This window comes from Sandarakinorhabdus rubra, from assembly GCF_010994245.1.
GTDB lineage: Bacteria > Pseudomonadota > Alphaproteobacteria > Sphingomonadales > Sphingomonadaceae > Sandarakinorhabdus > Sandarakinorhabdus rubra.
Genome location: NZ_WMHO01000064.1, coordinates 1 through 12,384, shown reverse-complemented (window position 1 = coordinate 12,384; position 12,384 = coordinate 1). Strand labels below are relative to the sequence as shown.

The 12,384-nt window shown below is 66.9% G+C and carries 15 protein-coding genes; 7 read left to right on the top strand and 8 right to left on the bottom strand.

What is annotated here, in order from left to right; translation table 11 throughout:
• The 4 genes from GJV64_RS05850 to GJV64_RS05835 all read left to right on the top strand — a co-directional run.
• Nucleotides 1–361: inositol monophosphatase family protein (locus GJV64_RS05850; RefSeq protein WP_328799164.1), on the top strand; the 361-nt coding region annotated here is incomplete at its 5' end.
• 231 nt (nucleotides 362–592) lie between these two features.
• Nucleotides 593–1,480, top strand: a complete 888-nt coding sequence (locus GJV64_RS05845; protein ID WP_235927618.1) for a hypothetical protein — start codon at nucleotides 593–595, stop codon at nucleotides 1,478–1,480.
• Nucleotides 1,477–2,016, top strand: a complete 540-nt coding sequence (locus GJV64_RS05840) for a DUF2141 domain-containing protein (protein WP_164156342.1) — start codon at nucleotides 1,477–1,479, stop codon at nucleotides 2,014–2,016. The genes GJV64_RS05845 and GJV64_RS05840 overlap by 4 nt, the downstream gene beginning before the upstream one ends.
• A 107-nt stretch (nucleotides 2,017–2,123) precedes the next feature.
• Nucleotides 2,124–3,290 carry a glycosyltransferase gene (locus tag GJV64_RS05835; RefSeq protein WP_164156341.1) on the top strand — a complete coding sequence of 389 codons (1,167 nt, stop codon included), beginning with the start codon at nucleotides 2,124–2,126 and terminating at the stop codon, nucleotides 3,288–3,290.
• Between the two features lie 69 nt (nucleotides 3,291–3,359).
• On the opposite strand, the gene GJV64_RS05830 is transcribed toward GJV64_RS05835, so the two are convergent.
• Entirely contained in the window at nucleotides 3,360–4,115 is a 756-nt protein-coding gene (locus tag GJV64_RS05830) for a PEPxxWA-CTERM sorting domain-containing protein (RefSeq protein ID WP_164156340.1), read from the bottom strand.
• A gap of 152 nt (nucleotides 4,116–4,267) precedes the next feature.
• Nucleotides 4,268–5,419, bottom strand: a complete 1,152-nt coding sequence (locus tag GJV64_RS05825; RefSeq protein ID WP_164156339.1) for an aminotransferase class I/II-fold pyridoxal phosphate-dependent enzyme — start codon at nucleotides 5,417–5,419, stop codon at nucleotides 4,268–4,270.
• 101 nt (nucleotides 5,420–5,520) lie between these two features.
• On the opposite strand from GJV64_RS05825, the gene GJV64_RS05820 reads away from it, so the two are divergent.
• Together GJV64_RS05820 and GJV64_RS05815 are read left to right on the top strand one after the other, a co-directional pair.
• On the top strand, nucleotides 5,521–6,495 hold the full coding sequence (locus GJV64_RS05820) for an NAD(P)H-dependent flavin oxidoreductase (RefSeq protein WP_164156338.1): 975 nt from the start codon (nucleotides 5,521–5,523) through the stop codon (nucleotides 6,493–6,495).
• Nucleotides 6,492–7,316 (top strand): enoyl-CoA hydratase-related protein, encoded by an 825-nt coding sequence (locus GJV64_RS05815; protein ID WP_164156337.1) that lies wholly within the window; start codon nucleotides 6,492–6,494, stop codon nucleotides 7,314–7,316. The genes GJV64_RS05820 and GJV64_RS05815 overlap by 4 nt, the downstream gene beginning before the upstream one ends.
• Nucleotides 7,317–7,324: 8 nt before the next feature.
• Here GJV64_RS05815 and GJV64_RS05810 read toward each other — a convergent pair whose 3' ends face one another.
• On the bottom strand, nucleotides 7,325–7,714 hold the full coding sequence (locus GJV64_RS05810) for a metallopeptidase family protein (RefSeq protein ID WP_164156336.1): 390 nt from the start codon (nucleotides 7,712–7,714) through the stop codon (nucleotides 7,325–7,327).
• A gap of 26 nt (nucleotides 7,715–7,740) precedes the next feature.
• Between GJV64_RS05810 and GJV64_RS05805 the strand changes: the two genes are divergently transcribed.
• Nucleotides 7,741–8,022: a 4a-hydroxytetrahydrobiopterin dehydratase gene (locus GJV64_RS05805; RefSeq protein ID WP_164156335.1), complete on the top strand. Its 282-nt coding sequence runs from the start codon at nucleotides 7,741–7,743 to the stop codon at nucleotides 8,020–8,022.
• A gap of 118 nt (nucleotides 8,023–8,140) precedes the next feature.
• On the opposite strand, the gene GJV64_RS05800 is transcribed toward GJV64_RS05805, so the two are convergent.
• The 5 genes from GJV64_RS05800 to dnaA form a co-directional block, all read right to left on the bottom strand.
• Complete coding sequence (locus GJV64_RS05800; protein WP_164156334.1) at nucleotides 8,141–8,320, bottom strand: YegP family protein; 180 nt, start codon at nucleotides 8,318–8,320, stop codon at nucleotides 8,141–8,143.
• A 67-nt stretch (nucleotides 8,321–8,387) separates the two neighbouring features.
• On the bottom strand, nucleotides 8,388–9,263 hold the full coding sequence (locus GJV64_RS05795; protein WP_164156333.1) for an SIMPL domain-containing protein: 876 nt from the start codon (nucleotides 9,261–9,263) through the stop codon (nucleotides 8,388–8,390).
• Between the two features lie 184 nt (nucleotides 9,264–9,447).
• Nucleotides 9,448–10,227, bottom strand: coding sequence for an SDR family NAD(P)-dependent oxidoreductase (locus GJV64_RS05790; protein WP_164156332.1), 780 nt, complete (start codon nucleotides 10,225–10,227; stop codon nucleotides 9,448–9,450).
• A gap of 85 nt (nucleotides 10,228–10,312) precedes the next feature.
• Nucleotides 10,313–11,182: a DMT family transporter gene (locus GJV64_RS05785; protein ID WP_164156331.1), complete on the bottom strand. Its 870-nt coding sequence runs from the start codon at nucleotides 11,180–11,182 to the stop codon at nucleotides 10,313–10,315.
• Nucleotides 11,183–11,221: 39 nt separating this feature from the next.
• On the bottom strand, nucleotides 11,222–12,384 hold a 1,163-nt coding region (gene dnaA / locus GJV64_RS05780), incomplete at its 5' end, for a chromosomal replication initiator protein DnaA (protein WP_164156330.1).

Here is a 12,384-nt window from a genome sequence, read left to right as displayed (position 1 = left end):
ACCGCCGCTGAAGGCCGAAGCCAGCCCGCTGCGCCTCGCCATCAGCCGCAGCCGCGCGCCCGAGCTGATGCACCGGCTGGCGACCCGCATCGGTGCCGAGCTGCTGCCGATGGGCAGCGCCGGGGCCAAGACGCTCGCCGTGTTGTTCGGCGAGGCCGATGCCTATGTGCATGCGGGTGATATGAACGAATGGGACAGCGCCGCGCCGGCCGCCGTGGCGCTGGCGGCCGGCTTGTCGGTGACCCGACTGGATGGCGCAGCGCTGGCTTTCAACCAGCCGCGCCCGAAGACGCCCGACATATTGGTGTGCCATCCCGCCCGCCAGGCCGAGCTGATGGCCGCCATTGCGCAATGCCATTGACGGTGGCGCCAGGCCGCCCGCGCGGTTACCTGTCTGGGGCCTGCCCGGGTGCCCGCCTTGCCGGGTGTCCCGAAATTGCCATATTGGCCCCGTATCGCAGCCGGCATCGCAGTTGCGATCGCTTCTTGGCGCTGCTGTTGGCAAGGCCTCGCGCGAAGGATGACAGGATTGGCGCCAGACATGTATCAAGGTGACGCCGGCGCCGCCCCTGGGGGGATTGGCCCGCCCGCATTGACGCCCGACAGCCTGCCCGCGTTGCCGCGCAGCGAGCGCGGCTGGAGCTGGTGGCTGGGCAGCGCCATCACGCTGGCCGTGCTGGCGGCCGCCCTGATGCAGCTGGCCAAGGTCGATCTGTGGCGGGTGGCTGCGATTGTGCCCAGTTCGCCCGGTTTCTGGCTGGTGTTCGCGCTGGCCTATCTGGCCGGGCCACTTGGCGACTATGTCATCTTCCGGCGGCTCTGGCAGATCCCGGCGGCAGGCTTCTTCGCGTTGCTGCGCAAGCTGATCGGCAACGAGCTGATCACCGGCTATGTCGGGGATCTTTATTTTTACACCTGGGCGCGCCAGCGCACGACAATGGTGGCCGCCCCGTTCGGCGCCGTGAAGGATGTTGCGATCCTGTCGGCCATGGCGGCCAACGTCGTCACGCTGCTGCTCATGCTGCTGGCCTATCCGCTGATCGGCCAGCTGAAGCTGGGCATCGATCCGCAGGCGGTGGTGGCCTCGGTGGCGCTGATGCTGGTGATCTCCAGCGGCGTGCTGCTGTTCCGCAAGAAGCTGTTCAGCCTGCCGCCAGCTGATCTGCGCTATGTGACATTCGTGCAGATGCTGCGCGTGGTCGGCTCGCTGGTTCTCTCCGGCTGGTGCTGGGCGCTGGCGCTGCCGACTGAACCATTGGAGATCTGGATCTTGCTGTCTGCCATGCGCATGCTGCTGTCGCGCCTGCCATTCCTGCCCAACAAGGACGTGGTGTTTGCCGCACTTGCGGTTTTCATGATCGGCCAGGATGCGGCCGTGGGCGCGCTGATGACAATGATGGCCAGCCTGTTGCTGGTCACGCACCTCGTGCTGGGGTTGCTGCTGGTGGGCGGCGAAGCGGCGGGGTGGCGTCGGAAATGATCAGGCATTGCGCGATAATCGGGCCGGCACTGCTGCTGGCCGGGGCGGCCCATGCCCAGCTCGCATCCAATCCCAACCTGGGCAAGGCGGAAGGCCAGTGCCGGCCGAACGAGACCGGACCGGCGGTGATCATCACCGCGGTTGGCCTGAAGGACCGCAAGGGACTGCTGCGGGCCGAGCTCTATCCTGCCAACGAGGCCGACTTCCTCGAGGATGACAATATCCTGCTCAATGCCGGCAAGACCTTCCGGCGGGTGGAGATCAGCCTGCCGCCGTCGGGGCCCGTGCAGCTGTGCATCCGCACACCGGGGCCGGGCGCCTATACATTGTCCATGTTGCACGATCGCGATTCGAACCTGAAGTTCGGCCTGTCGAGCGATGGGGTCGGCTTCCCGAACAATCCGCGGCTCGGCCTTGGCAAACCAAAGGCCGCTGCCGTGACGTTCCAGACCGGTCCGGGTCTGACGCCGATCAGCATCCGGCTGAACTATCGCCGTGGCCTGCTCAGCTTCGGACCGCTGAAAGAGGGCGGCTAGAAGGCCGGGACAGCACATCCGCGCTTGACCGCGACGCCCGCTGGCATGATGGAGGCAGCGTTGCCGGCCTCCCGCACTGGTCTTGCCGGCGGCAAAGGGCCCGCGTCATGCATCTTGTCGATATATCGGCGCTCTATTCGCCAGATGGCGGCGGCATCCGCACCTATACCCATCGCAAGCTGGAAGTGGCGCAGCAGCACGGTGTGCGCCTGACCGTGGTGGTGCCGGGCGCCGAGGATCATGTCCGCACCGTCGGCAAGTCGCGGCTGATCAGCATCAAGAGCCCGCGCTTCCCGCTTGACCGCAACTATTTCTATTTCGCCAGCGACCGCATCATCCAGGATGCACTGGCCGCAGAGCAGCCCGATTTCATCGAATGCTCCTCGCCCTGGGGCAGCGCGGCCGCGGTGGCGGACTGGCCGGGCACGGCGCCACGCGCTCTGTTCATGCATGCCGAACCGCTGTCGGCCTGGGTCTATCGCTATCTCGACGGCTTCCTGCCGCGCCGCGCCATCGATCGCAGCTTCGACTGGTTCTGGCGCTATCTGCGCCGGCTCGACGCACGCTATGATCAGGTCATCTCAGCTGCGCCCAGCCTGTCGAAGCGTCTGCGGGATGGTGGCCTCACGCATGTCGTCGACAATGCGCTGGGGGTCGATCCCGGCGTGTTCTCGCCCACCCGGCGCGATGAGGATTTGCGTGCACGGCTGTTGGCCCAATGCGGCCTGCCGGCCTCGGCCACCTTGCTGATCGGGGTCGGCCGGCACAGCCCCGAAAAACAATGGCCGATGGTGATCGCCGGGGTGACGGCCGCCAGCTATGGCCGGCCGCTGGGGCTGATCATCCTGGGCGACGGTCATGCCCGCGCCTCGGTGGTGCGGGCGGTGGGCGAGAATCCGCATGTGCAGCTGATCGCGCCGGTCAGGGATCGCGCCGAATTCGCCCGCATCCTCGCCAGCGCCGACATGATGGTGCACGGCGCTCCGGCGGAAACCTTCGGTATCGCCTGTGCCGAGGCCCGGGCCAGCGGCCTGCCGATCATCGTGCCCGATGAAGGTGCAGCCTATGACCAGCTCGAGCCTGGGCTAGGCCTCGCTTTCCGCAGTCTCGATGCCGCCAGCCTGGCGATGGTGATTGCCGAGGCCATCCCGCAATTGCCGGCGATGCGCGCGGCCGCCGTGGACGCGGCACCGCGGGTGCGCACCATCGACGCCCATTTCAGCGAGTTGTTCGCCGGCTATGCCTCGGTGCTGGCGGCCCGCCGCGCCGCCTGAGGCTGCCGGCAAGGAAAAAGGGGGCCGCGGTGGCGGCCCCTTTCCTGTTTCAGCGACGCTGTGCGGCGATCAGGCAGCAACGACTGGCCGGCGGCGGCGGCGCGCCACGCCAACCAGACCCATGCCGACGATCATCAGCGCCCAGGTGCCCGGCTCCGGCACGTTGAAGGCCAGGGCGGCGTCAGCCAGGAAACTGCCCGAGATCTGCGAGCGGTATGTTGCCAGCGGCGCCGTGGCGCTGCCCGCCAGGTTGCGATCGAGGTTGGTCAAATCGAACAGGAAGGAGAAATCCGACCCCGGTGCGAAGTTCACCAGCGGCGACGACATCGTGATGGTGCTGCCGCTGGCCGTGCTGCCCGAGAACTGGGCCGGACCAGTGGTGCCCAGCGTGCCGGTGATCCTGGAGTTCAGCACGCTGCCCGACAGCAGCGTGTCGCCATTGTTGAAGCACTGGCTGCCGTAGCAGAAGCTGTTGGTGGCCGTGATGCTGAAGGTGAAGCTGTCCACCTGCTGCGTGAAGGCCCCGGTGTTGTTGCCAACCGGATCGCCGGTGGTCGAGCCCGACAGCAGGAAGCGGCCAGTGACAGACAGCGGCACAGGCGAACCGACCAGCGAGAAGCTGACCAGCGAGCTGCCAGGAACGAACGTGTTCGGCGCGCTGGTGGTCTGGAAATTCACCACGCCGCCCCCGCGGGCCCACAGGAAGTTGCGGTTGCCGTTCAGGAGGTCGATATCGGCAAACACCACCTGGACGGCGGCAGCCGGCACGGCCGCCAGGACCGAGGCAGCGGCAGCGGCACCCAGGATCCACTTCTTAAGCGCCATGATCTTGCTCCAATCTGATCCGCAACGCGGAACGGTTACATCCAGTTTCCTTCATTCCGGATGCAAACCGCGTGCCAATTGAAGAATGGCCGTAAGATATTGAGTTAAAAGTTTAATTCTTTGTTTACCGGCGTCGGTCTGTAAGCTGTCCCTTACAGGCCGGGCATCGCCGCCCAATCGGTCCGGCGCGCCGCATTGAGACGGCTGGCCCCGGCATCAAGCACGGTATCGCGCTTGGCAAAGCACAGGCGGATGAAGCCGCTGGCCGGGGTGCCGGGCAGGAAGGCACCGAGCGGAATCGCAGCGACGCCGGCACGCGCCACCGCCGCCATGCAGAACTCGCTGTCAGACAGGCCGATCCCGGAGGCGGCAAGATCGGCCATCAGGAAATAGCTGCCGACGCTGGGCAACAGCGTCCAGCCCCCGCTGGCCAGCGCCGCCGCCAGCCGGTCGCGGGCGCGGCGAAAATCACCCTGCGTGGCAGCGAACCAGGCATCGGGCAGCGCCAGCCCTTCGGCCACCGCCTGCTGCAGCGGCGGCGGCGTGGTGAAGGTCAGAAACTGGTGCATCTGGGCCACGCGCTCGGCCAACCCGGCCTCTGCCACCACCCAGCCGACCTTCCAGCCGGTCAGCGCCAGCAACTTGCCGGCCGAGCCGATCTTGATTGTCCGCTCCGGCGCCAGCGCCAGCGGCGAGACATGAGGCTCGGCCCCGGTCAGCACCTCTTCCCACACTTCGTCGCTGATGATGAGGAGGTCGTGGGCGCGCGCCAACTGGACAATCGCCGCAAGCATCGCCGGCCCGGCCATGGCGCCGGTGGGATTGTGCGGCGTGTTCAGGAGGATGGCACGGGTGGCCGGCGTGATGGCCGCCGTGATGGCGGACGCATCCGCCTGCCAGTCGGGCGGCGCCAGATCAACGAACACCGGCTGTGCCCCGGCCCGCCGCACCAGCGGGGCATAGGCATCATAGGCCGGCGCGAACAGGATCACCTCGTCGCCCGGGCCGGCGACGCTCAGGATGCTGGCGGCGAGCGCCTCGGTGGCGCCCGAGGTGACGATCACCTGGTCGGGATCAAGATCGAGACCCTGGCGGCGGCGATAGAAGGCGGCCACGGCGCGGCGCAGTTCGGGCAGGCCGCGCATCGGCGGATACTGGTTGTCGCCGCTGGTGATGGCCCGGGCGCCGGCGGCCAGCACCGCCGCGGGCCAGCCGAAATCGGGAAAGCCCTGGCCGAGGTTGATGGCATCATGGGCGCGGGCGAGGCCCGACATCTGCTCGAAGATGGTGGTGCCGGGCTGCATGGCCCTCCCCTAACCTGTCACTTGCCGGGATTGAAGCGTGAACCGGCACATGCCAGCCAAGGGCACAATTCATCCACGGGCATATCTGGGGAGATCCGGCCATGAAGACGCGCATCACCGAAATGTTCGGCATCGAGCATCCCATCATCCAGGGCGGCATGCATTATGTCGGTTTTGCCGAGATGGCGGCCGCGGTGTCCAATGCCGGTGGGCTGGGCATCATCACCGGCCTCACGCAAGGCTCGGCCGAGAAGCTCGCCGCGGAAATTGCCCGCTGCCGCGCCATGACCGACAAGCCGTTCGGCGTGAACCTCACCTTCCTGCCCGCCGTCACTCCGCCCGACTATCCCGGCCTGATCAAGGCGATCATCGAAGGCGGCGTGAAGGTGGTGGAAACCGCCGGCAACAATCCGGCCAAATATCTGCCGGCGTTGAAGGAGCATGGCATCAAGGTGATCCACAAATGCACCAGCGTGCGCCACAGCCTGAAGGCCCAGGCCATCGGCTGCGACGCGGTGAGCGTGGACGGCTTCGAATGCGGCGGCCACCCTGGCGAGGATGACGTGGGCAACTGGGTGTTGCTGCCGCGCGCCGCCGAGGAGCTGGAGATTCCCTTCGTCGCGTCGGGCGGTGTCGCCAACGGCCGGCAGCTGGCGGCGGCGCTGTGCATGGGCGCCGACGGCGTCAACATGGGCACGCGCTTCATCGCCACGGTGGAGGCGCCGGTGCACCAGAATGTGAAGGATGCGCTGGTGGCGGCGACCGAGCTCGACACGCGGCTCATCATGCGGCCGCTCCGGAACACCGAGCGGGTGCTCAACAATGCCGCTGTCGAACGCCTGCTGGAAAAGGAGCGCACCAAGGGCGCCGACCTCAAGTTCGAGGACATCATCGAGGAGGTCGCCGGCGTCTACCCGAAGATCATGAAGGACGGCCAGATGGATGCCGGTGGCTGGAGCTGCGGCCAGGTGGTGGGCCTGATCCACGATATCCCCACCTGCAAGGACCTCATCGAGGGGATGGTGCGCGAGGCCGAGGAGATCATCCGCGGCCGGCTGCAGCGGCTCGTCGCATGACCGAGCCGGTTCTCTACAACCTCGCCGATGGGGTGGCGACGATCACCCTCAACCGGCCGGACAAGCTGAACGCGCTGACGCCCGAGATGCTGAGCGGCTTCTTTGCCGCCGTGGCGCGGGCCGGGGCCGACCCCGAGGCGCGGGTGATCGTGGTGACAGGCGCGGGCCGCAGCTTCTGTGCCGGGCTTGACCTGTCGATCATCGGGACCGGCGCCGGCGGCCGGCTGGAGACCCATCCCGATGTTGCGCCGCAGTGGGGCGACGATGTCGGCCCGGCGCTCGCCCCCTATTACAGCGGTGGCTGGCCGGTGTTGATCACCTGCCGCAAGCCCACCATTGCCGCCATCAACGGGCCAGCCTTTGGCTGGGGCTTCATCCTGTCGCTGCACTGCGACATCCGTTTTGCCAGCACCTCGGCGCTGTTCAACGCCACCTTCGCGCGCATCGGCGTGCCCGGCGAGAAGGGTGCGGCCTGGCTGCTGACCCGCCACATCGGACAGGCAAAGGCGCTGGACCTGCTCTACACCGCCCGCCGCTTCGATGGCCGGGAGGCCAAGGCGCTGGGGTTGGTGAACGACGTGCTGGATGACGAGGCGCTGCTGCCGCACGTGCTGGACTATGCCCGCACCATTGCCACCTTCAGCGCGCCGCGCAGCCTCGCCGCGATGAAGGCGCAGGTGTGGACGGCGCTGGACGAGGATTACACCACCGCCTTCGCCGCCGCCGACCGCGAGCAGGACAAGGCCACGCACACCGAGGATTTCCGCGAGGCCTTCGCGAGCTACCGCGAGAAGCGTCCCCCGCGTTACACGGGGCGTTGAGGGAGCCGCTAGTTCGCCGCCGCCTCGATCCGGTCGATGTCATCATCTGACAGGCCGAAATGATGGCCCACCTCGTGCACCAGCACGTGGGTAACAAGCTGTTCCAGGCTGTCCTCGCCCTCTGTCCAGACATCGAGGATCGGTCGGCGATAGAGGAAGATCATGTCGGGCAGCGCGCCCGTTGGCACATCGCCCTTCATCCCGACATGGCGGCCCCAATATAGGCCCAGTATGTCCCAAGGGGTCTCCAGCTCCATCGCCGCCATCACCGTTTGGTCCGGGAAATCCTCCACGCGCAGGATCACGTCGGCGAGGTGGCGGCGGAACAGGTCGGGCAAGCGCTCGACCGCGGCTTGTGCGAGCCGTTCGATGTCGGCAAGGCTGGGGGCATAGTGCATGGCCCTTCATAGGATGTTGCCTCACCATGGTCGAGAAACTGGATGACGAGGCGCGCGCCGTGCTGGCCGCCCAATTGCCGGACTGGCAGGTGGACGGCGAACATCTGAAGCGATCGTTCCGCTTCAAGGATTTCAGCGAGGCCTTCGGCTTCATGGCCCGCGTGGCATTGCTGGCCGAGGCGCAGGACCATCACCCGGAATGGTTCAACGTCTGGAACAGGGTGGACATCGCGCTGACCACGCACGACGCTGGCGGACTTTCGGTGCGCGATGTGAAGCTGGCCAGAGCGATCGACGCGCTCATCTGAACAAGGAAAGGGTGGCACCTATCGGCGCCGGCGGACAAAGGAAGGGCGGCGCCTTGCGGAGCCGCCCCTGCCCTCAATCAGGCTGTTGTTACTCAGCCTTCGGCCAAGCTCCGGTTGCTCAGCCTTCGGCCTCGACGGTCGGGGCGCCGGGGCCGTTCTTCTTGATCGATTCGATGGCGTTCACGGCCGAGGACTTGGATGAATAGCCCTGGGTCGAGAACATCACCTCACTGTTGTACATGAAGCGCACGCGAAATTCGCCAGCCTTGTCCTTGTAGATTTCGAACTTGTGGGCCATTGCGCTTCTCCTCCCCTAACCGTTGACGAAGCTATTACGCGGATAGGTGGCCGTCAACCGGGCGGCTTCAGGCGGGTGGCAGCAGGCCATAGATCACGCACGCCTGACCGGCCAGCGGGTAGAGCGGCGGTTGCAGCGTCACCTGCACATCGGCGGCCAGTTTTTCGAGCGACGGGGGCGGCGGGGCCGGCGCGGCCATCGTCGCGGCGGGGGCATCGGCAGAACGGGCCATTTCGCTCGGCACCGCCACATCCGCTGCCGGCACGGCACCGCTGTAGCTGGGCCAGCCGGCCAGCACCTGTGTCTCGCACACCCCACCCGAGGGATCGATGACCTTTGCCATGCCCAGGCGGCTGCCCGCCGCTGCCGTGGCCAGCCGTGCCCGGCGCGCCGCGTCCTTGATGGCGGCTTCATACAGCCAGGTCTTCAGATCATTGCCCGGCTCAAGGCCGAACGAGGGCGTGTCGATCGCCGATGGCCGCGCCGCCACCGCCAGTCGATAGGCGCGCTCCAGCAGATCGGTGTCGCGCACCTCGATGGCCAGCACCGCCGTCACCTCATAGGCTTCGATCTGGTCGGCGCGGGTGTTCTCGACAATGGTACCGTCCTTCTGGCGATACTGGTCATAGAGCGGGCGCGTGGCGAGGCTGGTGGTCAGCCGCACACGGTCCTTGCCCAGCGCCGCCAGAGCCGCATCCAGCTCGCGCGCCTTTGCGGTCGCCGCGGTGGTGGCCGCAGCCGCGGTCTTCTCCACAACCGAGAAGCGGGCGGCAAATCGCGCACGATTGGCCGGCACCTCGGTGCGGACATGGCCCATTGAGGCGATCACCGGGTCCTTCATCCACCAGGGCGCCGGGATCGTGGGCTGGCCGATGGTGGCGGGCGGTGTCTGCGCCAGCGCGGGCGCGGCGATCAGGGCAGCGAGGAGGAGGGCGTTCTTCATGAGCGCAACTGTGGTGCCGGGGTGATTGCGGTTTGATGAATGGGGCGGGGTAGAGGCCGGCGCGGCAATGCCGCGCCGTCGAACGAGTCAAAAAGGGCGGCCTGTTGGGGGCCGCCCTTTTCGCTCGCCGGCCGATCTTGCCGGGGTCGGCAAATAGCGCCGCTATTTGCGCGCCCGGCTGCGATTACCGCGGCGCCATCCGGATGGCGCCGTCCAGCCGCACGTCCTCGCCGTTGAAATAGCTGTTCCGGCACATCTCGACCGCGAGGCTGGCATATTCCTCGGGGTTGCCGAGCCGCTTGGGGAACGGCACCTGGGCGCCCAGCGCATCCTTCACCGGCTGCGGTGCACCCTGCAGCAGCGGGGTGTTGAAGATGCCGGGCAGGATGGTGTTGACGCGGATACCTTCGCCCGACAGGTCGCGGGCGATGGGGAGCGTCATGCCGACAACGCCGCCCTTCGAGGCGGAATAGGCGGCCTGGCCAATCTGGCCATCTTCGGCCGCCACGCTGGCGGTGTTGACGATGGCGCCGCGCTCGCCGTCTTCCAGCGGCGGCAAGGTCAGCATGCCGGCGGCCGACTTGGCGATGCAGCGGAAGGTGCCAACCAGGTTGATCTGGATGATGCGGTCAAAGGCATCCAGCGGGAAATGCTTGATGCTGCCGTCTTCCTTCGAGCGGCTGGCGGTCTTGATGGCGTTGCCGGTGCCGGCGCAGTTGATCAGGATACGCTCCTGCCCGATCGCGGCGCGGGCCTTGGCGAAGCCGGCGTCCACCGAGGCTTCATCGGTCACGTTGACGTTGCAGAACACGCCGCCCAGCTCGGCGGCGATCGCCTCGCCCTTCTCGGCGTTCATGTCGAAGATGGCGATCTTGACGCCATGCTTGGCCAGCAGGCGCGCAGTGGCGGCCCCCAGGCCCGACGCACCGCCGGTGACCACCGCCGAACAACCTTCAAGCTTCATGGCTTTCCTCCCTCAATGGTTCTTGCAGCGCTTATGGGCAGCGCCACCGGCGCCGGCAACCTTTCCAAAGCGTGAGCCCTGTGGCTCATCCCGGGTCGCCGCCGCGCTTCAACTGCGCCTCGCGCACCGCCAGATAGATGGTGGACCCGAGGATCAGGGCACCACCGGCCAGCGTCAAAGCATCATAGCGTTCATCAAACAGTCCGATGCCGGCGGCGGTGACCAGGCCAAAGCGCACGAAGTCCAGCGGCAGCACCGCCGAGGCTTCCGACAGCGAGAAGGCGCGGGTGAGGGTGAGCTGTCCCACCGCTGCTGCAGCGCCGATACCGGCCAGCAGCGGCCACACCGACAGGGGCGGCGTGACCCAGACAAACAGCGCGACGGCAAGGCTGGGCAGCGTCGTCAGGATGAAGGTCCAGGCCGCCACGGCGCGCGCATCATCGACCCCCACCAGGCTGCGCATGGCAACGATCGAATAGCCGGTGGTGATGGCCGAGATGATGGCGGCAATGATGCCCGGCGTGATCGGCACCGCGCCAGGCCGCAGCACCAGCAGCATGCCGACAAAGCCGACAGCCAGTGCGGCGATGCGCCGGGCGCGGATGCGTTCGCCCAGCATCAGTACGGCGCCCAGCGTGCCGAACAGCGGCGCCGTGTAGTTGATCGCCAGCACATCAGCCAATGGCGCATTGGCCACCGCATAGAAGGTGCCCATGGTGGCAACGAAGCCCGACGTGGCGCGCCTCAGGTGCAGCGGCAGCTTTGCACGCTGGATCAGGCCGGGCGTGCCGAGCAGCATCGGCGCCAGGAACAGCAGGCCCAGGAAATTGCGGAAGAAGACGATCTCGAAGCTGTGCAGCACGGCGGCCGCATAGCGGATCATCACCCACATCGACGCGAAGGCGAAGCAGGAAACGACGAACCAGAAGGGGCCAGAACGGGCAAGGCGCGACACGCCTGCCGGGTTACGCGCTCGCGCGCGGGGTGGGAAGGCTCAGCCGTCCAGCAATCGCGCCAAAGTGGCGACGTCGCTGTCGATCTCGCGGTCTTCGGCGCGCAGCTGCTCGACCTTCTTCACGGCGTGCATCACCGTGGTGTGATCGCGCTTGCCAAAGCGGCGGCCGATCTCGGGCAACGAACGCGGCGTCATCTTCTTGGCCAGATACATGGCAATCTGGCGTGGACGGGCGACTTCGCGCGCACGGCGTTCGGACAGGAGATCAGCGACCTTCAGGCCATAATAATCGGCGACCTTGCGCTGGATTTCGTCGATGGTCAGCTTCTTTTCCTGGGCGCGCAGGATGTCGGCCAGGGTCTCGCGGGTGAACTCCAGCGTGATCGGCTTGCCCACCAGCAGCGCAAAGGCGGTGACGCGATTGAGAGCCCCTTCCAGCTCACGCACGTTGGTGGTGATCTTGCGGGCCAGGAACTCGATCACGTCATCTGGCACGGACACCCGCCGCGCGAGGCCGGCCACCTTGGAATGCAGGATATTGTAGCGCAGCTCGTAATCGGCGGGGTTGATGTCGGCCACCAGGCCCCAGACCATGCGCGACAGGATGCGCTCCTGGATGCCTTCGAGATTCTGTGGCGAGCGATCGGCGGTGATCACCAGGCGTTTACCGGCGCCGATGATCTCGTTCATCGTGTGGAAGAATTCCTCCTGCGTCGAATCCTTGCCGGCGATGAACTGGACATCGTCGATCATCAAAAGGTCGACCGAGCGCAGCCGCTGCTTGAAGCTGATCGTGTCCTTGGCGCGCAGCGCGGCCAGGAACTCCACCATGAACTTCTCGGCCGACAGATAGGCGACACGGGCCTGCGGCTGGCGAGCGAGATACGCATTGCCGATGGCATGCATCAGGTGCGTCTTGCCCAGACCGGTGGTGCCGTGGAGGAACAGCGGATTGAAGCCCGGCGACCCCGGCTCGGCCATGGCCAGCGCGGCGTTGTAGGCTAGCTCGTTGGACTTGCCGACGATGAAATTGTCGAAGCTATAGCGCGCGTCGACCGGCATCGGCTGGCTGGCCCCGGCCGGCAACGCGGCGCGGCCCACCGGCGGCGGTGGCGGCACCACGGCCCCGGCCTGCACCAGCACACGGCGCACGCCCGGCCGTTGCTGCCCCCAAAGGCGGCGCAGGAGGTCGCCATAATGGC